The sequence below is a fragment of the Pseudomonas sp. yb_9 genome (genome assembly GCF_043103635.1).
Taxonomy (GTDB): domain Bacteria; phylum Pseudomonadota; class Gammaproteobacteria; order Pseudomonadales; family Pseudomonadaceae; genus Aquipseudomonas; species Aquipseudomonas monteilii.
The window spans coordinates 90,435-113,864 of the sequence record NZ_JBICKA010000105.1 but is presented as its reverse complement, the minus strand read 5'-3'; the positions used below and the strand labels follow the sequence as shown (position 1 = coordinate 113,864).

At 64.1% G+C, this 23,430-nt stretch carries 19 protein-coding genes and 1 pseudogene; 4 read left to right on the top strand and 16 right to left on the bottom strand.

The window, feature by feature from the left end; all coding sequences use genetic code 11:
• The 5 genes and pseudogenes from ACF8MI_RS26025 to ACF8MI_RS26005 form a co-directional block, all read right to left on the bottom strand.
• Positions 1-263 (bottom strand): annotated as a pseudogene (locus tag ACF8MI_RS26025) (arginine-ornithine antiporter); the annotation flags it as partial.
• The gene (locus ACF8MI_RS26020) at positions 257-421 is read right to left on the bottom strand and encodes a hypothetical protein (protein WP_223623869.1); all 165 of its coding nucleotides are present in this window, start codon (positions 419-421) and stop codon (positions 257-259) included. The pseudogene ACF8MI_RS26025 and the gene ACF8MI_RS26020, both read right to left, overlap by 7 nt.
• Positions 422-520: 99 nt before the next feature.
• Entirely contained in the window at positions 521-1,789 is a 1,269-nt protein-coding gene (locus ACF8MI_RS26015; RefSeq protein WP_200929409.1) for a carbohydrate porin, read from the bottom strand.
• Between the two features lie 127 nt (positions 1,790-1,916).
• A complete protein-coding gene (locus ACF8MI_RS26010; protein ID WP_186723358.1) occupies positions 1,917-4,334 on the bottom strand; it encodes a glucose/quinate/shikimate family membrane-bound PQQ-dependent dehydrogenase in 2,418 nt (805 codons plus the stop codon).
• 219 nt (positions 4,335-4,553) lie between these two features.
• Positions 4,554-4,904, bottom strand: coding sequence for a cupin (locus tag ACF8MI_RS26005; protein WP_060497003.1), 351 nt, complete (start codon positions 4,902-4,904; stop codon positions 4,554-4,556).
• Between the two features lie 117 nt (positions 4,905-5,021).
• Between ACF8MI_RS26005 and ACF8MI_RS26000 the strand changes: the two genes are divergently transcribed.
• On the top strand, positions 5,022-5,921 hold the full coding sequence (locus ACF8MI_RS26000; protein ID WP_060497134.1) for a LysR family transcriptional regulator: 900 nt from the start codon (positions 5,022-5,024) through the stop codon (positions 5,919-5,921).
• Positions 5,922-6,032: 111 nt separating this feature from the next.
• Complete coding sequence (locus tag ACF8MI_RS25995) at positions 6,033-7,232, top strand: MFS transporter (RefSeq protein WP_104834610.1); 1,200 nt, start codon at positions 6,033-6,035, stop codon at positions 7,230-7,232.
• Positions 7,233-7,241: 9 nt separating this feature from the next.
• On the opposite strand, the gene ACF8MI_RS25990 is transcribed toward ACF8MI_RS25995, so the two are convergent.
• Positions 7,242-7,853 carry a LysE family translocator gene (locus ACF8MI_RS25990; RefSeq protein ID WP_060709616.1) on the bottom strand — a complete coding sequence of 204 codons (612 nt, stop codon included), beginning with the start codon at positions 7,851-7,853 and terminating at the stop codon, positions 7,242-7,244.
• Between the two features lie 105 nt (positions 7,854-7,958).
• On the opposite strand from ACF8MI_RS25990, the gene ACF8MI_RS25985 reads away from it, so the two are divergent.
• The gene (locus tag ACF8MI_RS25985) at positions 7,959-8,927 is read left to right on the top strand and encodes a GlxA family transcriptional regulator (RefSeq protein WP_060497000.1); all 969 of its coding nucleotides are present in this window, start codon (positions 7,959-7,961) and stop codon (positions 8,925-8,927) included.
• Positions 8,928-8,985: 58 nt separating this feature from the next.
• Here the strand turns inward: ACF8MI_RS25985 and ACF8MI_RS25980 are convergent, their stop codons facing one another.
• The 7 genes from ACF8MI_RS25980 to ACF8MI_RS25950 all read right to left on the bottom strand — a co-directional run bounded on the left by ACF8MI_RS25980 (position 8,986) and on the right by ACF8MI_RS25950 (position 16,968).
• Complete coding sequence (locus ACF8MI_RS25980) at positions 8,986-9,837, bottom strand: CAP domain-containing protein (RefSeq protein ID WP_200929408.1); 852 nt, start codon at positions 9,835-9,837, stop codon at positions 8,986-8,988.
• Between the two features lie 296 nt (positions 9,838-10,133).
• On the bottom strand, positions 10,134-10,745 hold the full coding sequence (locus ACF8MI_RS25975; protein WP_060496998.1) for a cell wall hydrolase: 612 nt from the start codon (positions 10,743-10,745) through the stop codon (positions 10,134-10,136).
• A gap of 33 nt (positions 10,746-10,778) precedes the next feature.
• Entirely contained in the window at positions 10,779-11,696 is a 918-nt protein-coding gene (locus ACF8MI_RS25970; protein WP_060496997.1) for an AEC family transporter, read from the bottom strand.
• Positions 11,697-11,932: 236 nt separating this feature from the next.
• Positions 11,933-12,796: a LysR family transcriptional regulator gene (locus tag ACF8MI_RS25965; protein ID WP_060496996.1), complete on the bottom strand. Its 864-nt coding sequence runs from the start codon at positions 12,794-12,796 to the stop codon at positions 11,933-11,935.
• Between the two features lie 70 nt (positions 12,797-12,866).
• Entirely contained in the window at positions 12,867-13,715 is an 849-nt protein-coding gene (locus ACF8MI_RS25960) for a proline/glycine betaine ABC transporter permease (protein ID WP_060496995.1), read from the bottom strand.
• A complete protein-coding gene (locus ACF8MI_RS25955; protein WP_060496994.1) occupies positions 13,712-14,728 on the bottom strand; it encodes an ABC transporter substrate-binding protein in 1,017 nt (338 codons plus the stop codon). The genes ACF8MI_RS25960 and ACF8MI_RS25955 overlap by 4 nt, the downstream gene beginning before the upstream one ends.
• 95 nt (positions 14,729-14,823) lie before the next feature.
• Complete coding sequence (locus ACF8MI_RS25950; protein WP_200929406.1) at positions 14,824-16,968, bottom strand: methyl-accepting chemotaxis protein; 2,145 nt, start codon at positions 16,966-16,968, stop codon at positions 14,824-14,826.
• A 224-nt stretch (positions 16,969-17,192) separates the two neighbouring features.
• Here ACF8MI_RS25950 and ACF8MI_RS25945 point away from each other — a divergent pair, with 224 nt between their 5' ends.
• Positions 17,193-18,512 carry a Na+/H+ antiporter family protein gene (locus tag ACF8MI_RS25945; protein ID WP_060496992.1) on the top strand — a complete coding sequence of 440 codons (1,320 nt, stop codon included), beginning with the start codon at positions 17,193-17,195 and terminating at the stop codon, positions 18,510-18,512.
• Positions 18,513-18,525: 13 nt separating this feature from the next.
• On the opposite strand, the gene ACF8MI_RS25940 is transcribed toward ACF8MI_RS25945, so the two are convergent.
• The 3 genes from ACF8MI_RS25940 to ACF8MI_RS25930 form a co-directional block, all read right to left on the bottom strand.
• Complete coding sequence (locus ACF8MI_RS25940; protein WP_060496991.1) at positions 18,526-19,533, bottom strand: FecR family protein; 1,008 nt, start codon at positions 19,531-19,533, stop codon at positions 18,526-18,528.
• A gap of 272 nt (positions 19,534-19,805) precedes the next feature.
• Positions 19,806-21,575 carry an acyl-CoA dehydrogenase C-terminal domain-containing protein gene (locus ACF8MI_RS25935; RefSeq protein ID WP_060496990.1) on the bottom strand — a complete coding sequence of 590 codons (1,770 nt, stop codon included), beginning with the start codon at positions 21,573-21,575 and terminating at the stop codon, positions 19,806-19,808.
• Positions 21,576-21,647: 72 nt separating this feature from the next.
• Positions 21,648-23,270: an acyl-CoA synthetase gene (locus ACF8MI_RS25930; protein WP_060496989.1), complete on the bottom strand. Its 1,623-nt coding sequence runs from the start codon at positions 23,268-23,270 to the stop codon at positions 21,648-21,650.
• Positions 23,271-23,430: the final 160 nt, after the last annotated feature.

Genomic DNA, 23,430 nt, shown 5'->3' with positions numbered 1-23,430 from the left:
TAGAAGGCCCACAACAACACGGATGAAGCGGCGATGGCCGCCACCGTGTTGCCGTCGCCAAAGAGCAGAAAGAAGGCGCCGAGCGTGGATTTGATGAGGATGGAGTAGGACACGTTGCCGATGCAGGTGCCGGCCCAGAAGCCAAAAGCCGAGGCAAAACCCAGGTAGCTGCCGAAGCCGGCGCTGGCGTAGGCGTAGATGCCTGAGTCTAGGTCCGGGCGGGGGCGGGCAAGGGTCTGGAACACGAAGGCCAGCATCAGCATGCCCAGGCCGGCGATGCACCGCGCAATGATGGCACCAAGCCGCCGGTGGCACGGCCGAAGGTGGCTGGCAGCGAGAAGATACCGGCGCCGACCAAGGAGCCCACTACCAGGGCAGCGAGCGCCCAGACGTTCAGTTTGCCTTCCGTTGCAGTGCTCATTGGCCTGGCTCTCCCTTGCGCTGACGGGGTGAGTAAAGACCGAGGGGCCAGTTTGTGCCAGTTTGATGGCGAATGGGCCGCAATGCGGCCCTTTTCAATTTAGAAACTGGCCTTGACCTGCAAGCCAACGACCAACGCGTTGTCGATGTCCTTCCCGGAGAACGCCCCAGGCTCGATGATGTATTGCACATCCGGGCGCAGGTTCAGCCAAGGTGTGGCCTGGTAGCCGTAGCTCAGTTCGATCAGTTGCTCGGCGCTGTCGATGTCGGGGAACTGCTGGCCGGCATTGAAGGCAGCATCCTCCAGCACGTCGCGGCTACGCGGGTTGGGTACGGCACGGCCATAACCCAGCGCCACGGTATCTTTCGGGCGGCCTTCGAACGGCTTGTACAGCACCACACCGGCGCCATACCACTTGGTGAACGGCGAGGCCGCCTTGCTCGACGCCGAGTACTGGCCGAAGGCGTGCAGGCTGCGGCCTGGCGAGCCTTGGTCGTTCCACACGGCCTGGTCAACCAGCATGTAATGGCCGCCACGGCCAGACACTTCATCCTCGCTGCCGATGCGTTTCACGTCGGAGCTGTCGTAGTAGTAGCCCAGCTTGTACTCGCCCGGCAGTTCACCCTGCAGCTTGTACACCAACTCCACCGGCACCACGGTGCCCGTGGTGTGCTTTGGGCCAAGGTGCCAGGCACGGCTGGAGTTGCCATTGCTCTCGGGGTCGACGTTGAACGCCGCTACGCGCAATTGCCAGGCAGGCGAAAGGTCATACTTTACCCGCACGCCCAGGTGGGCATTGGGGTAGTTGGTCCAGCCACTGCCACCCGACATGTTCAGCGGGTGGCCGCAAAAACCGGCGTTCATGAAGTTGCACAGGATACCGCTGTCCAGGCCGCCCAGGTCGTTGCCCATGGCCATGTAACCCAGCTTGACGTTGATTGCCGGGGTGAACAGGGTGCGCTCGTAGCTCAGCTCGGTCAGGCGCGTATACAGGCCGCCGAAGTTTTCCTGGATTGGCAGGCGGTTGCCGACCAGGTCTTCCGAGGCGCTGTTGCCGCGACGGTCGTTGATGGTCAGCTGGACCTTGCCACCGTTGTCCAGGCCATACAGTCTGGACAGGTCGAACTGCACGCCCAGCTTCAGGTTCTGCGAATAACGCGCCGAGCGGTGCAGGCCACCGTGGGCGTTGTAGGCGGTTTCGCCGCTGTAGTCGCCGGTGAACTTGACGCCGTCGTCTTCCAGCTGATGGCGCAGGCCTCCCCAGTCACCGGTCAGGGTGCTGCGGGTCATCAGGTCGCCGTCGGCCAGGGCGGTGGTGCTGGCCAGGGCCAGCAGCAGGGTGGGGGTGATGCGAATTGCGGATGGCATTGCTAAATCTCGAATTATTTTTGAGGGCCATTCGCGGGCAAGCCCGCTCCCACAAGGACTGCACAGTTCGTAAGGGCAGTGAGTATCCTGAGGGAGCGAGCTTGCCCGCGAAGCAGGCGACGCGGTCTTACGGCAGTGCGTAAGAAATCACGTAGTCGCCACGGTCAGTCGACTGGCGTGCGCCGCCAGCGGTGATCACCACGTACTGCTTGCCGGTCTTCGGCGAGACGTAGGTCATCGGGCCGCCCTGGCTGCCCACTGGCAGGCGGGCCTTCCAGATTTCGTTACCGTTGCTGCTGTCGTAGGCGCGCAGGTAGAAGTCCTGGGTGCCGGCGATGAACACCAGACCGCCTTGGGTCGACAGGGTGCCGCCCAGGGTTGGCAGGCCGATCTTGATCGGCAGGTGCATGCGGATGCCGAGCGGGCCGGTGTCTTCAACAGTGCCCACCGGAACCTGCCAGGCCACCTGGCGGGTCTTCATGTCGATAGCGGTCAGGGTGCCGAACGGCGGGGCCTGGCACGGAATGCCGGCGACCGACAGGAAGCGGTTCTTGTTCACCGCATACGGGGTGCCCTTGAGCGGTACAGCGCCCATGCCGGTGTTCAGTGCTTCGCCACCGGACGCTGCGCCACCCTTGTTCTGCGACGGGATCATCTGGATCCACAGGCCCAGGCGCATGTCGTTGACGAAGATGAAGCCATGCACCGGGTCGGTTGAGATGCTGCCCCAGTTCATGCCACCCAGCGAACCCGGGAAACTCAGCGACAGGTCGGTGCCCGGCGCGGTGTACAGGCCGTCGTAGCGCATTTTCTTGAAGTCGATGCGGCACAGCAGCTGGTCATACGGGGTGGCGCCCCACATGTCCGACTCGGTCAGGGTTTGTGCGCCGATCTGCGGCATGCCCACCGACTTCGGCTGGGTTGGGGAGTACGGCTCGTTCGGGATGTTGCTTGGCTTGACCGGTACTTCGTCGACCTGGGTCAGCGGCTTGCCGGTGGCGCGGTCGAGCACGTAGATCTGCCCGGCCTTGGTGCCGATCACCACCGCAGGTACCGACTGGCCGTCGTCCTTGGTGAAGTCGATCAGGCTCGGCTGCATGGGCAGGTCGAAGTCCCACAGGTCGTTGTGAACGGTCTGGAATACCCACTTCTGGTTGCCGGTGGTGGCGTCCAGGGCCAGCACCGAAGCGCCGTAGGTGTGGTCCAGTTTGCTGCGCTCCACGCCGTAGATGTCGGTGGACGACGAGCCCATCGGCAGGAACACGGTGTTCATCGCCGGGTCATAGGACATCGGTGCCCAGCTGTTCGGGGTGCTGCGCACGTAGGTGCTGTCGCCCTGCGGTGCCTGGCGATCTTCCGGATTGCCCGGGTCGAAGGCCCAGCGCATTTCACCGGTGATCACGTCGAAACCACGGATCACGCCGCCTGGCATGTCGGTCTGGACGTTGTCGGCAACACGGCCGCCGACCACCACGGTAGTGCCGGCCATCAGCGGTGCCGAGGACAGCTGGTAGTAAGAGTCCGGTACGTTGCCCAGGCCCGCTTTCAGGTCCACTTGGCCGTTGTTGCCGAAGCCTTGGCAGAACTCGCCGTTGTCGGCGTCGACAGCAATCAGGCGACCGTCGATGGTGTTGGTCAGCAGGCGACGCTGGCAGTTGGCACCGGCCGGCACGCTTGCCACCGTAATCGGCGAGCTGTTCGGCTGGGTTGGCTGGGCGATGGCGGCGGTGGCATCGAAGTACGCCATGCCACGGCAACGCTGCCAGACCTTGGACTGGGCGTTGATTTCGTTTTTCCACAGCTCTTTGCCGGTGTCGGCATCCAGGGCGATCAGGTTGTTGTGCGGGGTGCAGATGAACACCTTGTTGCCGATCTGCAGCGGGGTCAGCTGGTCTTCGGCACCGTTGCCGTCACTGATGGCCACGTCACCGGTGTGGTAGGTCCAGGCTACTTTCAGCTTGTTGACGTTGTCGCGGTTGATCTGGTCCAGCGCGGCGAAGCGACTGCCACCTTCGGTGTTGCCGTAGTGGGCCCAGTCTTTCTGCTGCTTGCCATCCTCGACCGGGGTCATGCCCGGGCCGTTGCCAGTGGGGGCAACGCTTGGGTGGGCAACAAACATGTTGCCAGCGGCGATCACCAGCACCACGGCCATCACCCCGGCAACGCCGTAGGCACCACGGCCGGCGCTGGCGCCGTTGGCACGCGCCAGCAGCGGGTAGACCAACGCCACGACCATGCCGATTGCGCCGAACATGAACAGGCGCGAGAACAGCGGCCAGAACACCAGGCCGGCGTCGATCAGCGCCCAGAGGGCGGTACCCACCATGAATGCCGCGTACAGCCAGGCGCCTGCCCGCTTGCGCCGGGCAATCAGCACACCGGCGATGGCCATGGCCAGGCCGCCGATCAAGAAGTACCAGGAACCGCCCAGGCCGGCCAGCTTGACGCCGCCAGCAGCAAGGAGGAGGCCGAGCAGGGCGATGATTACGCCCAGGCCAACCAGGAGGATGTTTGTGGCGCCAGAGGCGCGCGGTGTTTCGTTCATGCCAGGGATCTCAGCAGGTGGAATGCGCGCAGTCTAAGCCCTTAGCTTGCTAATTAACAAGTTGGTACATAATTTTGTGAGGCTGATTGTCGCAGGGCTGAACTTGCGAAGATGTGGCTAAAATTCTAGATCATGTGCTTAAAAATGCATTAAACGATATGTTCATGTTGGTTAATAATTTTGCATTCATACGTTGGTCGAGTGGGTGTTTGGCCGCCGTCACACCGGCCAAGGCGCGTTGCTGCTGTAAAAAACGGCGAGCCAGACCGTCGCCACTCCAGGCGCAGTCCACTCCACGCGATGGCGGTAGTGCGGCGGGATGTCCAGGCAATCGCCCGGCGCCAGAAGGCGGGTGTGCTGCTCGTGTTCGAAACGCAGGCCGGCAGCCCCGCTGAGTAGCACGATCCACTCACCTTCGGCCTGGTCGTACCAGAACCCGGGCGGGCTGACCTGGCCGCTGGAAACGATACGCTCCACGCGCAAGCCAGGGCGGCTCAGCAACTCATCTACACGCTCGGCACGGGTGGGGTCGCAGTGTGGCAGGGCAGTCAGCAGGTTGTTGAGTGTCATGGGAAGCCTCGCTGGAATGGGAGTGGTTTCACTATGGACGCAATCGCCGCATAGCGCGCTTCTTGACCCGCCCTGCGGTTTGTAAGAACTTTCTGAGTTTTGGAAGACGTGCAGCAGATGGACAAACTCCTGGCGATGAAGATGTTCGTAGCTACCGTCGATGCCCAGGGCTTTTCTGCGGCTGCGCGCAGGCTTGGGCTGGCGACGTCGTCGGTAACCCGCCTGGTCGATGCCCTGGAAACGGCCGTGGGCGCCTCGTTGCTCAATCGCTCGACACGCCAGGTCAGCCTGACCGAGGCCGGGGCCCGTTACTACGAGCGGGCCCGCAGCATTTTCGAGGCGCTGGACGAGGCCGATGCCAGTGTTGCCGACCGTGGCGAGGAGCCCGTCGGTGTCTTGCGGCTGTGCCTGCCGGTGGAGTTCGGCAGGCGGGTCATCGCCCCGCACCTGGGGCCGTTTCTGGCGCGGCACCCGGCGTTGGAGCTGGACATCGACCTCAGCGACCGGCTGGATGATCTGCTGGACGGCCGTTATGACCTGTCGATTCGCCTGGGCGACCCCTCACCCAATGACGAACTGGTGTGCCGCCAGCTTGGCCGCTTCGAGCGGTGGCTGGTGGCCAGCCCGGCATACCTGGCCGGGCGTGACCCGCTGCAACACCCCCGGCAACTGTTGGAGCACGCCTGCCTGCGCTTCCGTTACGGGCAAAAGGCACGGCCCTGGCGCCTGGCGCGCGGGCAGGACAGCCTGGAGCTGAACGTAACCGGGCCGTTGCGCAGCGCCAATGCCGACATGTTGCGTGAAACCGCGCTGGGGGGCAGCGGCATCGCACTGCTGGCCGACTGGCTGGTACGCGAGGATGTGCAGGTCGGGCGCCTGCAGCGGGTGTTGCCCGACTGGCAGGTCAGCCCAGGCATGGCCAACAACAGCATCAATGCCCTGTACCTGCCCAACCACCGTGGCTCGCGGCGGGTGAATGCGTTCATCGACTTTTGCGCAGCCCTGCTGGAGCGGTAGCCGCGGCATTGCTCAGCGTGCAAAGCCGCGTTGCGCCAGCAGCGGATTCTCTGCGCTGAGGCGTCTGGGTAAGGTAGCCGGCATATTCCACCCCTTGCCGAGGAACCTCGCATGAATCCCTACCTTGCCGCCGCCCAGCCCGCAGCCACCGGCCTGAGCCGGGCCCTGGTCGTGCTGCTGGCGTTCTGCTGTGGCGCGATCGTTGCCAACATCTACTACGCCCAGCCCATTGTCGGCCTGATCGCGCCGGACCTTGGGCTGTCCACCGAACATGCCAGCCTGATCGTGTCTCTCACCCAGTTGGGTTACGCCCTGGGGCTGCTGTTGCTGGTGCCGCTGGCCGACCTGTTGGAAAACCGCCGGTTGATGGTCGGCACCGCTGTGCTGGCTTGTGTAAGCCTGCTGTTGGCGGGCACCAGCCGCAGCGGCCAGGGCCAGCTGTTCCTGGGCTATGCACTGTTGATCGGGTTCAGCTCAGTGGCGGTGCAGATGCTCATTCCACTGGCAGCGCACCTGGCGCCAGAGGCGCAGCGTGGCCGGGTAGTGGGCAACATCATGGGCGGCCTGTTGCTGGGTATCCTGCTGGCGCGGCCGTTGTCCAGCCTGGTGGCCGACCACTTGGGCTGGCGCGCTGTGTTCATTGGCGCCGCCGGGGTGATGCTGGCGATCATCCTGCTGCTGGCGCTGACCCTCCCGCAGCGTCGGCCCGAGCACAAGGCCAGTTATGCCGGGTTGATGCTGTCGTTGCTCACGCTGTTGCGCCGTTATCCGCTGCTGCGCCAACGCTCGTTGTACCAGGCACTGATGTTTGCAGCGTTCAGCCTGTACTGGACAGCCGTGCCGATGGCGTTGGCGGGTGAGCATGGCCTGTCGCAGAGCCAGATTGCCGTGTTTGCCCTGGTGGGGGCGGTGGGGGCCGTTGCCGCGCCCTTGGCTGGTCGCCTGGCCGATGCCGGGCATGCTCGGGCCGGCTCGCTGCTGGCCCTGCTGCTGGCGCCGGCGGCCTTGTTGCTGGGGCTGACGGCGCCGGGTTACAGCGTGATCGGCCTGGGCCTTACCGGTGTGCTGCTGGATTTTGCGGTGCAGATGAACATGGTCATTGGCCAGCGCGAAGTGTATGCCCTGGACCCGGCCAGCCGCGGACGGTTGAACGCGGTGTACATGACCAGCATCTTCCTGGGCGGGGCACTGGGTTCGGCGGTAGCCAGTGCGCTGTTCAGCCAGTTCGGCTGGCAGGGGGTGGCACTGGTGGGCGCAGGCTTGCCCGGCCTAGCATTGCTGGTGTTCCTGTTCAAGGCCCGGGGCAACTGACAAGGGGCGTCATCGGCCAAGCGGCAGCGCCACACCGATCAGGGCAAACAGGCTGCCGCAGCAACGGTTGAAACCTTTACCCCCCTTGGCCAGCCAAGGCCGAATACGAAATGCCAACCGCGCCAGCAGGTACTCGACCAGGAACTCGACGCTGGCGAAGGTCGCCGCCATCACCACGAACTGCAGCATCAAGCCGCGTTGCGGGTCGATGAACTGGGGCAGAAAGGCCCCATAGAACAGCAGCACCTTGGGGTTGGCCATGGCCGACAACAGGCCTTGGCGGAACAGGCCGGCATTGCCAAGCCGAGCGCTGCGCTCGTTCAGTTCCAGGTGCAGCCCCGGGCTGCGCCACAGCTGGATGCCCAACCAGACCAAATAAGCCCCCCCCACCCATTTCAACACGCTCAGCACCGAGGCTGAGGTTTGCAGCAAGGCACTGAGGCCGAACATCGCCAGGGCGATGAGGGCGCTGAAGCCGAACACCCCGCCAACGATCGTGAACAACGTTCGCCGGGCGCCGTACAAGGCACCATGAGTCAGGGCCAGCAAGCTGTTGGGGCCTGGGGTCAGTGACAGGCCAATGCTGGCCAGCAGGTAGATCAGCCAGGTGTCGAGTGCCATTTGCGCAAGTGCCTTATTGGTGTGGAGGGTGCCAGTTTATGGCGCGAACTGCGCCCATCAAGGGTAGTATCTGGACATTGAACAGTCGTTTCTGGACGCAACGCCATGCTGCCTGATATCCGTTTGCTGATCCTGCCGTTACCGGATTTTGCCCTGTTGCCGTTCGGCGCCTTTCTCGACAAGTTACGCTTCAGCGCCGATGACGAAGACTACAGTCAGCAGCGCTACTGCACTTGGACCGTGGCAGGGATCAGCCTCGACCCGGTGCCATCGAGCAGTGGCGCGGTGGTTCAGGTGGAGGCTGATGCCGGCCAGGTCGATCTGTCCCGTTTCGACTATCTGGTCGTGTTCGGCGGGCGCAATGCCATGGCCACCGCCGCGTTGGCGCCGCGCTACCAGGCCTTGCTCAGGCGGGCCGGCAAAGCCGGGGTCAAGCTGGTAGGGGTCGACAACGGCGCGTTCCTGCTGGCTGCCTGCGGGCTGTTGCAAGGGCACAAGGTGGTGGTGCACTGGCGCCACGAAGCCGAGTTTCGTGCAGCTTTCCCACAGTTGCAGATGCTGCGTGAGCAGCTGTATTGCATTGACGGCAACCGTATCACCTGTGCAGGAGGTACGGCGGCCATCGACCTGGCGGTGGCGTTGTTGTCACAGGCCTGCGGGCGAACCCGGGCGCTCAAAGGGCTGGCTGACATGCTGGTGGACGAAACCCGCGACAGCCGTCATACCCTGCGCTCGCTTGAGCTGGCCGCCGGGCAGGGGCGGCAGGTGCAGCGGGCGCAGGCGCTGATGCGCCATCACTTGGGCACGCCGTTGGCAGTGGCGCAACTGGCGGCTGAACTGGGCATCAGCCGGCGTCAGCTCGACCGGCAATTTCAGGCCAGCCACGGCATGAGCGCCAAGGCCTGGTGGCTGGAGATGCGCTTGCAGCAGGCGCGCTGGCGCTTGCTCAATTCCAGCCACAGCCTGGCGCAGATTGCCGATGAAGTAGGGCTGGGCGATGCCAGTTACCTGGGCAAATGTGTGCGACGGCGGTTTGGGTGTACGGCCTTTGAGTTACGGACAGGTAAGCAGTAGGACTGATGCCCGTCAGCTAAACCCTTGGGGCTGCGCAGCAGCCCCGATTCCAGCGGTTTTACTGCGGCGTCCCGAACAACCCCGTCCAGTAGATCCCAGCATCACTCTTAGGGTCCACCGCATAAGCCGCACCCATTTCGCGGAAGTCCGGGTTCATCAGCGTGGCGCAATGCCCCGGGCTCTGTAGCCAGCCTTCGACTACCTTGTGCGCGGTATCACGCCCGGCCGCAATGTTCTCTCCAATCTGCTGATACAGGTAACCCGCCAGTTCCGCCCGGTCACCTGGGGTACGGCCTTCCTTGTCGATGTGGTCGAAGAAGTTCTGGTTGGCCATGGCCCGTGTGTGGTTGGCGGCGACGCCGGCCAGTGCGGTGCTCCAGCTCAGGGCTGGGGCGGCGGCGAAGGGTTGGCCACCGCATTGGCGTGGCAGCTTGCGCGCGGCGTTGATTTCCTGCAGCACCTTCTGCCCTTCGGCCTGCCAGTCACCCAGGCGGCCACTGAGCAGTGGGCGGGCCAGTACGATGCGCCAGTCGCGGCCCTCCTGGCTGACACCGATATCGACGAACTGGGGGTCGAGCACCACCTGGCAAAAGCTTTCTTCGATGGCGTGCATGGCAGCGCGCGCGTCGCGTGGCCCCGACAGGCTGATGGCCTGAACGTTGACCATGGGGTAGGCGGCGCGGGTCATGGCCTGCTGCAGGTCACGGGTGCCCTCTGGCGAAAGCGCCAGGCGGGTGTCGCTGTTGAGCGGCGGCAGCTCCAGCGACGCCTCGCCACCGCAGGGCTGGGCCTGGCTGCGGTAGACATTGATCGAATCGATCAGTTGCAGCTCTTCGCCGGTGAAAGCCAGTGCCCCGGTCGAGACGACCAGGCCCAGCGACAAGGCGGCAACGGATGACAGGACGCGCATGTGGATCTCCCTATGACTGGCAGCGTCGTGGTATGCGCTGCTCATCCTACACAAGCCCGGGGCTTTTGGCCCCTGGCGGGTGCAAAGCAATGAAAACGCCGGCAATCGTTGCGGGCGGCAAAAGAGGGAGTAGACCACTGGTTGGCACAAAAGTGCGATTACTTGGTAATCATTCGTAACATTGGCTAGAAACAATCCTCAAACGCCAACTGTTCCCAACCTCCCAGGTAGCCCAGGGTGACCCACGGCTGGTCAAGTTTTCAGGTCGCATTGGTTTCTGATTGCTCGGTACCGCATCAACGGGCCAACGCCTGATTCGGCTTGTAGAACAGGAAATGTGTGGTCTGCGCTGTCTTGCGGTAGGCCTTGGCCCATTCGGGGTGCACGGTGCGGTCGTGGAAGTACAGGGCGCCGCCGGTGGGGTCTTTCAACTGTTGGTTAAGCGCCTTGCGTGCGATTTCCTTGGCCACATCGTAGCGTTGCGCTTCCTCGACCTGGTCCGGGCGCCCGTCGCACCACCAGGAAAACTGGCAGGCCTTGGTTTCCACGCCCTGTTTGACCACGCCGCAGATGGTATCGGGGAAACCATCGTGGCCCAGGCGGTTGAGCACCACACTGGCCACAGCCGACATGTCTTCGGCGTCGGCGCCCTTGGCCTCCCAGTAAATGGTGCGGGCCAGGCAGGTGATGCTGTCGTCCAGCGGTGCCTGGCCGGCGGGATCGACCGCCTGGGCTTCACCTGGGGTCAGTTTTTCTGATTTCTTGGGGGGCGGGGCGTTTTCCACCACCTTTTCTTCAAGCACTTCGGCCTTGTCTTCAGCCACTGCGGCCTTGGCGGTGTCGGCTGCGTGCAAGGGGCCTGCGAGCAGGGCCGAGGTCAAGCCGATCAGGATCCAGGCAAGGCGCATGGGCTAGCTTCCGGGAGAGGGGTTGATACCAGTCTAGCCAAGCGTAAGCATTAGTACCAAAGGCAGGGTGGCTGCGGCGGCCACGGTCTGCAGGGCAATGATGGTGGCCATCAGCGGGGCGTTGCCACCCATTTGCCGGGCCATCACGTAGGACGAAGAGGCGGTAGGCAGGGCCTGGAACAGCACCGCCACGACCGCTGCCTGGCCACTCAGGCCAACCAGGCGGCACAAGCCCCAGGTGGTCAGCGGCATGACCAGGAACTTGAACGCCGAGGCCGCCATCAACGGGCGCACCTGCTGGCCCAGGCTGGCGCCACCCAGTGCCGCGCCTACGCACAGCAGGCCCATCGGCAGGGCGGCCTGGCCCAGCGCCTTGACCGTGGGTTCGATGCCGGGCGGCAGGCCCAGCCCGGTCACACGCAGCAGTAAGCCGCCCGCGCAGCCGACGATCAACGGGTTGGCGAAAATCGCCCTCAGCACCGTGGCCGGTGAACTGTGGCGGGCGCTGAAACGGGCGAACACCAGCACGCACAGCAGGTTGACCAAGGGCACGATGGCGGCATTGGCCACCGCGGCCAGAGCGATGCCGGCGCTGCCGTAGATGCCGGCGGCCAGTGTGGCGCCAATGTAGTTGTTGAAGCGGATACCGCCCTGGAAGACCGACGTGAAGTCGGCGCCGTCGTGGCTCACTGCGCCTTGGTACAGCACCAGCAGCAGCGCCCCGGCCAGGGTCGACAGCATCAGCACACCGACCATCCCCAGTACTGGCACGCCGTCGAGGTTGGCCGTGGCCAGGCCGTGCAGGAACAGCGAGGGAAGCAATACGTAGTAGCTCAGGCGTTCAGCACCCGGCCAGAAAGTTTCGGCCAGAAAGCCGCGAAGGCGCAGGAAGGTGCCCAAGGTAATCAGCAGGATGATCGGTAGCAGGGTGGTCAGCAGCAACGGGAGCATGGTCGACGTTCCGTGGTCGGGTACGCGCACAGACTACGGGTGCGAAAGGGTTTGTAAAAACGTTGTTTTCTGCACCGACTGTTGAGAAAAAATGCACGCTAGATGCCCTACGCGTCATCTGTGGGAGCGGGCGTGCCCGCGAAGAATCCAACGCGGTGGATGGCACCGGCTGCGCCGGTGTGCGCGGGCGCGCCCGCTCCCACAGAGATCACGCTAGAGCAGGCAGCTATGTGCAACTACGCCTCCAGCGCAGTCTTCAACACCGCACTCAAATGCCGCCGCTGGCTTTTCTCATGCTCCAGCAACACCACCCGCCGGGTCAGTTGTGGCTCGCCAAACGGCAGGCACGTGGCGGGTGGCAGGCGTTGCAGGTCGTCGTCCGCCATGGGGATGATCGCCACGCCCAGGCCCATTACGGCCATGCGCGCCAGGGCCTCCTGGCTGTCCAGCTCCATCTGCTCGCTCACCTGCTGATGCTGGCGGCGCAGTTCCTGCTCGATCTGCCGCCCGGCCCACGCGCGTTTGTCGAAGCGCAGGAACGGTTGGCTGGCCAGCAACTCGGCTACGCTGTGCCCAGCCAGTTCCGGGCTGGCGATGGCCCAGAAGCGGTCCTCGAACAACGGTGTGAAGTCCAGGCTTTGCGGGTAGGGGCTGACCGGTTCGGTGGTGATCGCTGCATCGAGTTCGCCGTCCTCCACGCGCCGCGCCAGTTCCGCCGACATCCCCGATGCCACGCTGATATGCAATTGCGGATGGTGGGTCTTGATCCAGACCAGTGCCTTGGGCAGGCGCCGCGCCAGCACCGTGTGGATGGCCCCCAGGCGCAGGCGGCCACGCAGGCTCGGGCCGCTGGCCAGGGCGTCGGCCAGTTCGTCATAGGCGCCCAGGATGGTTTCGGCACGCGCCACGGCCAACTGGCCGGCCTCGGTCAGTACCACCTGCCGACGGCTGCGGTCGAACAAGGTCACTTGCAATTCGTCTTCAAGGGTTTTGATGTGCAGGCTCACTGCCGAAGGTGTGAGGCTGAGCAGGTCGGCGGCGCGGGCGAAGGTGCCGTGGCGGGCGATGGTTACCAGGGTGCGCAAGGCTTTGAGGGACATGCGGATGAGGTCCGGTTTCAAGCTGACAGAGCTGTATTCTCAGGCCCGACCCTATCGCCGGCAACACTGTTCAGCGCCCGTTGCGCCCATACGCCTGGCTGATCCGGTCAATCACCATGGCCAATGCGACAATTGCCAGCCCGGCCTCCACACCTTGCCCCACATTCAGCGTCTGGATCCCCACCAGTACATCCTCACCCAACCCGCGGGCGCCGATCATCGAAGCCATCACCACCATTGACAGGGCCATCATTACCGACTGGTTCAGCCCGGCCATGATGCTCGGCAGCGCCAGCGGAAGGGCAACACGCCGCAGGCGTTGCCAGCGGCTGGCCCCTAGACCGTGCGCGGCCTGTAGCAGCGAGGGGTCGATCTGGCTCAGGCCCAGTTCGGTCAAGCGCACCAGCGGCGGCAGGGCGTAGATCAATGTGGCAAACACGGCGGGCACCTTGCCCAGGCCGAACAGCATCAGCACCGGGATCAGGTAAACGAAAGCGGGCAACGTCTGCATCACATCCAGCACCGGTAACAGCAGCCGCTTGGCCAGTGGCCTGGCAGCCAGCAGAATGCCCAGCGGTATGCCCACCAGCACGCACAAACCGGTACTCACCAGCACCAAGGCCAAGGTTTGCAGCAGTTTGTCCCATAACCCGATCATGCCGATCAGGGCCAGCAGCGACATCAGCACCGCACTGCGCAGGAGGCTTCGGCTGGCGTGCCAGGCCAGCACGCCGACCAGCAGCAACAGCAGCCACCACGGCAACAGGCGCAGCAGGTTTTCCAAGCCTACCAGCAGTTGCAGCAACTGGTCGGAAACGCTACGCAAATGATCGCCGTAGTTCAGTACCAGCCAATCGACCAGCCGGTTGACGCTGTCGGCAAAGGAAAACTGCAAGGCCTGCGGGAAGCCGTTGCTCACAGGCTGCCCTCGACCTTGGCGGCGACTTCACTGGGCAGCCAGGCCTTCCAGACGTCACGGTTGTCACGCAGGAAGGTGAGGGCGGCATCGCGCGGCGGCGTGCGTTTTTCGCTCATGTCGGCCAGCGCCTTGTTGAGCCGGTCGATCGGCAAGTCGACCTGTTCGAACACCGTCACCAGGTCCGGGTAGCCTTCACGAAAGGCTTTGGACACGCCAATCGACAACTTCGCCGGCAGCGAACGGCTGCCCTGCGGGTTGGGGTTGCTGGCATCGGTGAGGGTGGCCCAGGCCTGGGCATCGAACGGTGGTTCTTCAAGCCGGATGAGCTTGTAGCGCCCCATCAATGGCGTCGGGTTCCAGTAGTAGAACAACACCGGCTGACCACGGCGAATGGCTGAGCCGATTTCGGCATCCATCGCAGCGCCGGAGCCACTGCGGAAGTTGGTGTACAGCTTGTCCAGGCCGTATGCCTTGAGCTTCTGGCTGTTGACCGTTTCCGACGTCCAGCCACTGGGGCTGTTCAGGAAGCGACCTTTGTCGGGTGACTCGGGGTCACGAAATACCTGCGGGTAACGCTTGAGGTCGTCGACATGGCGCAATTCGGGCGCCATGGGCTTCAGTTTGCGCGCGGCGTCCCCTTCGATTACATACGCAGGCACCCACCAGCCTTCCTCGGCATTCTTCACCGTATCACCCAGTGCGAATACCTGGCCTGCCTGCTCGGCTTTGACCCACGCCGGGCTGCGTCCGGCCCACTCTTCGGCGATCACTTGCAGGTCGTTGCGGGCCAGGGCCACCTCCATGCTGAGCGTGCTGCCGGGCAGGGTGTCTGTGGGGTAGCCGTAACCGCGCTCCACGATCAGCCGCAGGATTTCGGTGGTGAGGGCGCCGCTTTCCCAGCCGATGGCACCGAAATGGATGGGTGGGCGTTGTTCTGCCGAAGCAGCACTGTCAGTGCTTGCCAGGCATACGGCCAGCAGCAGGCCGGCCAGCAGTGTTGAAAGCTTCTTCATCCAGACCTCGTCGTTTGCCGCGCCTTGGGTGCAGGCAAGTGTAGACGACGAGGTTTGAGCGGTATTCAGGGCCGCACGAGGCGGCCATGCCTGCCTCAGACGCGGAACTGGTCCATCAGCGCCTGTTGCTGGTTGGCCAGGCTGTTCAGCGACTGGCTGACCCGCGCCGACTCGTTGGCCTGGCCCGACAGCGACTCCGTGACATCGCGGATGGTCGCCACGTTGCTGTTGATTTCTTCAGCCACCGCGCTTTGCTCCTCGGCGGCCGAGGCGATCTGCAGGTTCATGTCGGTAATCACGCTCACCGCCTGACCGATACGCTGCAATGCCGTCACGGCCTGGCCAACCTGCTCCACGCCGCCCTGGGCCTGGCGATGGCTGTTGTCCATGGCGCCGACCACTTCGCGGGTGCCGGCCTGCAAGGCCTCGATCACCTGGCGGGTTTCTTCCACCGACTCCTGGGTACGCCGGGCCAGGTTGCGCACTTCATCGGCCACCACGGCAAAGCCACGGCCGGCTTCACCTGCGCGGGCAGCCTCGATGGCCGCGTTGAGGGCCAGCAGGTTGGTCTGCTCGGCAATCGAGCGGATCACCTCCAGCACCGAGCCGATCTTCTCGCTGTTCTGCGCCAAGCCCTGGACCTCGGCCATGGCGTCGCTCATGTTGGCGGCCAGGGCATCGATGCTGGTGGTGGTGTGGTCGATCACCGCCAGGCCCTCACGGGTGGCCTGGTCGGCGTCGCGGGCAGCCTGCGCGGCCTGGGCCGCGCTGCGGGCCACGTCCTGAGCGGTGGCGCTCATTTCGTGCGAGGCGGTGGCCACCTGGTCGACCTGGCGGTACTGCTGTTCCATGCCGGCGCTGGTTTCACTGGCAATGGCCGAGGACTGGTCAGCGGTACCTCGGGCGGCCTGCACCGAGCGTTTGACCTCGGCGATGGTCGGCTGCAGCTTGTCGAGGAAGCGGTTGAACCAGCCGGCCAGTTCGCCCAGCTCGTCCTGTTTCTGGTAGGTCAGGCGGCGGGTCAGGTCGCCTTCACCGCTGGCAATGTCCTTGAGCATGGCGGCCACGCCAAGGATGGGACGGGTAACGCCACGGGCCATCAGCCACACCATCAGCAGGCCGGCAATGGCTGCAACCAGGCCCAGGCCCAGCTCAAGCAGGGTGCCGCTGGTGTTCAGTGTGTCCAGTTCCTGCTTCAGCTTTTCGGCAGGCCCTGTCAGGGCGTTTTCCGGCACATCCAGCAGCACGCCCCAAGGCTGGGCGTCGGGGATCGGCCGGAACGCGGCCAGCACTTTCAGGCGCTGCTGGTCGTGCAGGATGGTCATCTTGCCATCGGCCAGCTTGCGCACCAGCTCGGCGCCCTTGGTCGGGTCTACCTGATCGAAGCGCTGGGCCAGCTTGCTGGCGTCGGCGCTGTAGCCGGCCAGCAGGCCGACCGGGCTGAGGATGCCGACCGTGGTGCGGCCTTCGTACAGGCTGCGGCTGGCTTCCTGGCTCAGGGCCTGCAGGCTGTTAAGGTTGATGTCGATGGACAGGGTGGCAATGATCTTGCCGTTGACCGTCAGCGGGAAGACGATGCTGGTCATCAGCACCTGCTGGCCATCGATGTCGTAAAAGTACGGTTCCACCACGCACACCTTGCCGGTGGTGCGCGGGCACACCCACCAGGTGTTGGCCGGCTGGCCGCTGGGGCCGATCTCGGTGTTGGCCATGTCATGCTCGGGCAGCGCCATGGCGGTCAGCTGGCCGGCGCGTGGTTGCGACCAGTACAGGGCAAAGCGCCCAGTTTCGTTGCTGCCCAGCTCCGCCTTGCCGGCAAACAGGCTGTCCTTGCTGTCCAGTGCGTTGGGTTCGAACACCAGCGAGAGGCCAAGCAGGTCGTGGTTGGCCTGCAGTGCGGCGCGCACTTGGCGGGTCATGTCCTCGCGCAGGTCGAAGGCATCGAGAAAGCGCTTCTCCGCCTGTTCACGCAAGAACAACACTTGACGGGCGAAGCCGGCGCCGTACTGGTAGGCGTCCATGAACTGGCGGCGGATGTTCAACGCCTGCACCTCACCTTGCGATTCGATGCGCGACTGCGCCGCCTCGGTCAGCATTTGCATGCTGCTGGCCTTGACCAGGTCTGAGCTGTGGTCCATGCGGTACAGCGACAGGCCGACGAGCAAAGTGACGATGCCGGCCAGGCAGAGACCGGCGAGCAGGGTGATCTTCCACTGGATGGAAAGTTGTCGCAAAGGCATGGGGGGATCCCTTGTAATAAGAGTGTGGCTAGCGACTGTGTCGGCGGGCGCGGTTTTTTCTTTATTCAAACGTTCAATTTAATTGTTGCGGCCGCTTGCGCTCCCACAGGGGATCGCGTGTTCTTTTAAGCATTGGTAATGCGCCGCAGCATGGCGCTTTTGACATCTGCCGCCCGCTGCTTCAGAGTTCGCGCTTTTTTCTGTCGTAATGAGGTAAGCCAACCATGAATGCAGTGATCGCCGCGGTCGGCATCATGCTGATACTCAGCCTGTCCCGCGTGCACGTGGTCATCGCCCTGATCATTGGCGCCCTGGTCGGTGGGCTGGTCGGAGGGCTGGGCGTCGAAGGCACGCTCAAGGCCTTCAACGGCGGCCTGGGCGGTGGTGCCACGGTGGCTTTGTCCTATGCACTGTTGGGCGCTTTTGCCGTGGCCATCGCCAAGTCTGGCCTGGCCCATGCCTTGGCTGACCGTGCACTGGCCATGATCGATCGCCAGGGCCACGCCAATGGCGGCAAGGTCAAATGGCTGATGATTGGCCTGATGCTGGTGGTGGCGGTGTCGTCGCAGAATATCCTGCCCATTCACATTGCCTTCATCCCGCTGCTGGTGCCGCCGCTTTTGTATGTGCTGACCCGCTTGCGCATCGACCGCCGGCTGATTGCCTGCGTCATCACCTTCGGGCTGATTACCCCATATATGTTCCTGCCGGTGGGGTTTGGCAACATCTTCCTCAACGAAATTCTGCTGGCCAACGTTGCCCGTGCCGGTGTCGATGTGAGTGGCGTCAATGTGACCCACGCCATGGCCATCCCGGCGGCAGGCATGCTCGCAGGCCTGTTGCTGGCCGTCTTCATCAGCTACCGCAAGAAGCGTGACTACGACCTGGCCCGCATCGAGCAGGTGGAGCAGGTGAGCGTGCAGTACAACCCGCTGACACTGCTGGTGGCCGGGCTGGCAATCGCCGCAGCGTTCATCGTCCAGCTGTTGCTGGATTCGATGATCATCGGGGCCATGGTTGGCTTTCTGATTTTCTCGCTGTCGGGCATCGTCAAATGGAAGGACACCGATGACCTGTTCACCGAGGGCATGAAGATGATGGCCATGATCGGCTTCATCATGATTGCCGCTTCGGGCTTTGCCGATGTGATGAAGGCCACCGGCGAGGTGAAAAGCCTGGTGGAAACCTCGGCGCAGTGGATCGACCACAGCAAGGGCGTCGGCGCCTTGCTGATGCTGCTGGTGGGCCTGCTGGTGACCATGGGTATCGGCTCGTCGTTCTCCACTGTGCCGATCCTGGCCGCGATCTTCGTGCCGCTGTGCGTGCAACTGGGTTTCGACCCGCTGGCCACGGTGTGCATCGTTGGCACTGCCGGTGCCTTGGGAGATGCGGGCTCGCCGGCTTCGGACTCGACCCTGGGCCCAACCTCGGGCCTGAACGTCGACGGCCAGCATCACCATATCTGGGACACCGTGGTGCCGACCTTCATCCACTACAACCTGCCGCTGCTGGCGTTCGGCTGGCTGGCTGCGATGACCTTGTAAGGTGGGGAGGGCGTCAGCCCTTGTCGGGCGGCGGCGAGATGCGGTTGAGCACGGTGCTGCCGTCCTTGCTGCGGGTCAGGTAGACCGGCAGCACCTTGGGCAGGTTGTTGACCAGGCGCCCCACTTCACGGGTGTTGTAAATGCCGCTGATGCGGATGCGACCGGTGCTGGCATCGGCCAGCAGCAGCGGCGCGTCGAGGTAGCGGTTGATCACCGGCAGCGCCTGTTCCAGGCTCAGGTTGTCGAGCACCAGCTTGCCGCTGCGCCAGGCCAGGCTGTTGCTGTAGTCGTCGCTTTGCTCCAGTTGGGGCTCGAAATCGCCCTGGTGGTAGCTGGCCTGCATGCCAGGCCCAAGGCGATAGCCACCGGTGCTGCCGTCGCTGGACACCAGCACCGAGCCTTCCACCAGGGTGACCTTGACCTGGTCCTGGTATTTCCACACATTGAACTGGGTGCCGGTGACCCGTGTCTGGCCGCGACCGGCGCGCACGATGAACGGGTGGTTGCTGTCGTGCTGCACCTTGAAAAACGCCTCGCCGCGCTTGAGCGTGACCTGGCGCTGGTCCTTGTAGTTGAGGTAGGTGAGCTCGGTATTGAGGTTGAGCTGCACCGTGCTGCCGTCGCTCAACTCCACGGTCTGCATGCGGTCACTGGCTTCGAAGTGCTGGTAGTGGTTGGGCAGCCAACCTTGTTCCCAGCCCACCCAGCCGGCCAGCGGCAGTACCGCCAGGGCGATGGCTGCGGCAGATGCCAGCGGGCGCCAGCTGCGTGGACGCGCAGGGTATCGGGCAGGCGGGTTGAACTCGACGACAGTGGCGGTGCGTGGCAACAGGTCGGCGGTTTGCCAGATTTCCAGCATCGCCTCGTATTCCTCGGCATGCCGCGGATCTGCCGCCAGCCAGCGGGCGAAAGCCTCGCGCTCGCCAGCCGTGCAGTCTTCGGCGTGCAGGCGCATGCACCAATGCGCGGCGGCGTCGGTGATGGCATCGTCTGGGCTGGGATTGAGGCGGTCGTGGTTCATTGCGGCTCCGGGTTTTGCGCATTCTACCCTTGCCAGAGGGCTCCCGAGAACCGACGTAATGGCGAATGACTATCAGTTGTGCCGTTTTTTCGTCGGATTTGCAACGGTTTTTCAGCGTTTGAGAACCCTTCGCGCACGTAAATGCAGGCTGAGATCCTTGGGGCTGCTGCGCAGCCCATCGCGACACAAGGCCGCTCCTACAAGGAGTCGCGCCGCCCCTGTAGGAGCGGCCTTGTGTCGCGAAAGGGGCGCAAAGCGCCCCAAACGTCCTATCAGAATTGCGCCGCCTTCAGCCCATAAAGGCTGTCACTACCCGCCCGAATACTGGCCTCAAGCCCCAACCCACGCGGCAAAACCCGTTGGAAAAAGAACGCCGCACACGCCAGCTTGGCCCCATGGAAGTCAGCGTCCTCGCCCTGCTTGGCCAACGCCACCGCCGCCATCCGCGCCCACATGTAGGCATATGCTGTCAGCCCGAACAGCTGCAAGTACTCTACCGCCACCGAGCTGACCAGATTGGCGTCCTCGCCGACACGCGCCCGCAGCCACGCACTGGTCGCCTCCAACCGCGCCAGGCTTGCCTGCAGGGCTTCGCGGTGCAACGGGGCATCCACGCTGAAACTCCGCACTTCGGCGGCAAAGCTGGCCAGCGCCTGGCCGCCGTCGGCCAGTACCTTGCGGCCGAGCAGGTCCAGGGCCTGAATACCGTTGGTACCTTCATAAATCTGCGCGATGCGCACGTCACGCACCCGCTGCTCCTGGCCCCACTCGCGGATATAGCCGTGGCCGCCATACACCTGCTGGCCAAGCACGCAGCTTTCCAGGCCGTTGTCGGTGAAAAACGCCTTGGCCACTGGCGTCAACAGCGCCACCAGGCGCTGGGCATGTTCGCGTTCGCCGGCATCTTCAGCGTAACGGGCCAGGTCCAGCTGCTGGCCAACGTAGGCGGCAAACGCCCGGCCACCTTCGGTGAGGCTGCGCATGGTCAGCAGCATGCGCCGTACATCGCCGTGGTGGATGATGGGGTCGGCCGCCTTGTCCTGCGCCTGCGGGCCGCTGGCGGCGCGGCTTTGCAGGCGTTCGTTGGCGTAACGGGCGGCGCTTTGGTAAGAGGCTTCGGCACAACCGATGCCCTGGATGCCGATAGACAGGCGCTCGTAGTTCATCATGGTGAACATGGCTGCCAGGCCCTTGTTCGGCTCGCCCACCAGGTAACCGATGGCACCATCGAAGTTCATGACACAGGTGGCCGATGCCTTGATGCCCATCTTGTGCTCGATCGAGCCGCAATGGGCGGCGTTGCGTACGCCCAGGCTGCCGTCGGCCTCGACCAGGTACTTCGGCACCAGGAACAGCGAGATGCCTTTGGCGCCAGCGGGCGCATCCGGCAGTTTGGCCAGCACCAGGTGGACGATGTTATCGGTGAGGTCCTGCTCGCCGCCGGTGATGAAAATCTTGCTGCCACTGATGTGATAGCTGCCATCGGCCTGGGGTTCGGCGCGCGTGCGGATCAGCCCCAGGTCGGTGCCGGCGTGGGGTTCGGTGAGGCACATGGTGCCCGCCCAGCGGCCTTCGTACAGGGGGGGCAAGTAAGTGGCCTTGAGCGTTTCGCTGGCGTGGGCATCGATGGCCAGGCAGCTGCCAGCACTCAAGGCCGAATACAGGCTGAAGCTGCAATCGGCGGCGTAGAGCATTTCTTCGAACAGTACGCCCAGCATTTTCGGCATGCCCATGCCGCCATACGCCGGGTTGCCGCCCAGGCCGACCCAGCCGCCTTCGCGGTAGGTGTGCCAGGCTTCGCGGAAACCGTCTGGCGTGGTGACCTGGCCTGCTTCGAAGTGCACGCCTTGTTCGTCGCCGTTGCGGCTGAGCGGGGCGATCAGCTGGCCGGTGACTTTGGCGGCTTCTTCGAGGATGGCGTCGGCGGTGTCGGCGTCGATGCGCTCGGCCAGGGCGGGCAGGCGGGCCCACAGGTCCGGGGCGTTGAATACGTCATGCAGGATAAAGCGCATGTCGCGCAGGGGGGCTGAATAGGTCGTCATCGTTGGCTCTTGAAGGGGAGAAATCAGGATTGACTTCTTCGCGGGCATGCCCGCGAAGAGGCCGCTACGGCTTCAGAGGGCTTTGGCCCGGTCGCGCAGCACGTACTTCTGGATCTTGCCGGTGGAGGTTTTCGGCAGCTCGCCAAACACCACGGTCTTGGGCACCTTGAACCCGGCCAGGTGCTCGCGGCACCAGCTGGTGATGTCGGCTTCGCGGGTGTCTTCCCGGCCAGGCTTGAGGGCTACGAAGGCGCATGGGGTTTCTCCCCATTTTTCATCCGGGCGCGCCACCACGGCGGCCTCGAGCACCGCCGGGTGTTTATACAGGGCGTCCTCGACCTCGATGGTGGAAATGTTCTCGCCACCAGAAATGATGATGTCCTTGAGTCGGTCCTTGATCTCTACATAGCCATCGGCATGCCACACCGCCAGGTCGCCCGTGTGGAACCAGCCGCCGCGGAAGGCTTCGGCGGTGGCTTCGGGGTTTTTCAGGTAGCCCTTCATCACCGTGTTGCCGCGCATGAAAATCTCGCCCAGCGTGTTGCCGTCGCGCGGCACCGGCTCGAGGGTTTGCGGGTCGGCGACCATCAGGCCGTCGAGGGTCGGGTAACGCACACCCTGGCGTGACTTGATGCGCGCGCGTTCTTCCAGCGTCAGTTCGTCCCACTCGTCATGCCAGGCGCACACGGTCACCGGGCCGTAGACTTCGGTCAGGCCGTAGGTGTGGGTAACCTGGATGCCCATTTCTTCCACGGCACCGATCACCTTGGCGGGTGGTGCGGCGCCGGCCACCATGGCCTGCACCGGGTGCTCGATGGCGGCCTTGGCGGCTTCCGGCATGTTGACCAAAGCGTTGAGCACGATCGGTGCGCCGCACAGGTGGCTGACCCGGTGTTCGCGGATAAGGTTAAGGATCTTCTGCGGGTCGACCCGGCGCAGGAAAACATGCGTACCGGCCAGGGCGGTGATGGTCCAGGGGTAGCACCAGCCGTTGCAGTGGAACATCGGCAAGGTCCACAGGTACACCGGGCGATGCCCCATGGCCCAGGTCATCTGGTTACCCAAGGCGTTCAGGTAGGCGCCGCGGTGGTGGTAGACCACGCCTTTTGGGTTGCCGGTGGTGCCGGAGGTGTAGTTGAGCGAAATGGCCTGCCACTCGTCATCCGGCCACTCCCAGGCATATTCCGGGTCGCCCTCGGCGAGTAGGGCCTCGTAGTCCAGCTCGCTGACCGCACGGCCTTCGCCGTACTCGGGATCATCCACGTCCACTACCAATGGCGGATGTTCGAGCAGCGCCAGGGCGGCTTCAATCACCGCATGGAACTCGCGGTCGGTGATCAGCACCTTGGCCTCGCCGTGCTGCAGCATGAAGGCGATGGCCTCGGCGTCCAGGCGTACGTTCAGGGTATTGAGCACGGCACCGGTCATGGGCACGCCAAAGTGGGCTTCGAGCATGGTCGGGGTGTTGGGCAGCATCACTGCCACGGTGTCGCCACGGCCGATGCCGCGGCCCACCAGGGCACTGGCCAGGCGGCGGCAGCGTTGGTAGGTGTCTTGCCAGTTGCGGCGGATGGCGCCGTGGATCACGGCGGGGTAGTTGCCGTAAACGGCAGCAGTGCGTTCGATGAAGCTTAGCGGGGTGAGGGCGACATGGTTGACGGCAGCGGGCATCAGGCCCTGGGCATAGATCGACATGCGGTAATCCTGTAAGGGAGGCAGGCGCAGCCTGTGCGCTTGGCCCCCGGTGGCTGATTGTTAGCTCTGTTCAGGGTGCGGGAAGGCGTACGGTAGGCCGCCTTCCTCTGTCGCAGTTTTACGCGAATCGCTATGGTAGTAGGAATATCGACTATAGCAA

Excerpts from the sequence above, each read along its gene's own strand:
- ACF8MI_RS25955 (WP_060496994.1), bottom strand. The coding sequence starts at position 14,728 with ATGAAGAAGCTTTCAACACTGCTGGCCGGCCTGCTGCTGGCCGTATGC.
- ACF8MI_RS25975 (WP_060496998.1), bottom strand. The coding sequence starts at position 10,745 with ATGCGCCTTGCCTGGATCCTGATCGGCTTGACCTCGGCCCTGCTCGCA.
- ACF8MI_RS26015 (WP_200929409.1), bottom strand. The coding sequence starts at position 1,789 with ATGCCATCCGCAATTCGCATCACCCCCACCCTGCTGCTGGCCCTGGCC.
- ACF8MI_RS25980 (WP_200929408.1), bottom strand. The coding sequence starts at position 9,837 with ATGCGCGTCCTGTCATCCGTTGCCGCCTTGTCGCTGGGCCTGGTCGTC.
- ACF8MI_RS25995 (WP_104834610.1), top strand. The coding sequence starts at position 6,033 with ATGAATCCCTACCTTGCCGCCGCCCAGCCCGCAGCCACCGGCCTGAGC.
- ACF8MI_RS25935 (WP_060496990.1), bottom strand. The coding sequence starts at position 21,575 with ATGACGACCTATTCAGCCCCCCTGCGCGACATGCGCTTTATCCTGCAT.
- ACF8MI_RS26020 (WP_223623869.1), bottom strand. The coding sequence starts at position 421 with ATGAGCACTGCAACGGAAGGCAAACTGAACGTCTGGGCGCTCGCTGCC.
- ACF8MI_RS25950 (WP_200929406.1), bottom strand. The coding sequence starts at position 16,968 with ATGCCTTTGCGACAACTTTCCATCCAGTGGAAGATCACCCTGCTCGCC.
- ACF8MI_RS25945 (WP_060496992.1), top strand. The coding sequence starts at position 17,193 with ATGAATGCAGTGATCGCCGCGGTCGGCATCATGCTGATACTCAGCCTG.
- ACF8MI_RS25930 (WP_060496989.1), bottom strand. The coding sequence starts at position 23,270 with ATGTCGATCTATGCCCAGGGCCTGATGCCCGCTGCCGTCAACCATGTC.
- ACF8MI_RS25970 (WP_060496997.1), bottom strand. The coding sequence starts at position 11,696 with ATGCTCCCGTTGCTGCTGACCACCCTGCTACCGATCATCCTGCTGATT.
- ACF8MI_RS25940 (WP_060496991.1), bottom strand. The coding sequence starts at position 19,533 with ATGAACCACGACCGCCTCAATCCCAGCCCAGACGATGCCATCACCGAC.
- ACF8MI_RS26005 (WP_060497003.1), bottom strand. The coding sequence starts at position 4,904 with ATGACACTCAACAACCTGCTGACTGCCCTGCCACACTGCGACCCCACC.
- ACF8MI_RS25985 (WP_060497000.1), top strand. The coding sequence starts at position 7,959 with ATGCTGCCTGATATCCGTTTGCTGATCCTGCCGTTACCGGATTTTGCC.
- ACF8MI_RS26000 (WP_060497134.1), top strand. The coding sequence starts at position 5,022 with ATGGACAAACTCCTGGCGATGAAGATGTTCGTAGCTACCGTCGATGCC.
- ACF8MI_RS26010 (WP_186723358.1), bottom strand. The coding sequence starts at position 4,334 with ATGAACGAAACACCGCGCGCCTCTGGCGCCACAAACATCCTCCTGGTT.
- ACF8MI_RS25990 (WP_060709616.1), bottom strand. The coding sequence starts at position 7,853 with ATGGCACTCGACACCTGGCTGATCTACCTGCTGGCCAGCATTGGCCTG.
- ACF8MI_RS25965 (WP_060496996.1), bottom strand. The coding sequence starts at position 12,796 with ATGTCCCTCAAAGCCTTGCGCACCCTGGTAACCATCGCCCGCCACGGC.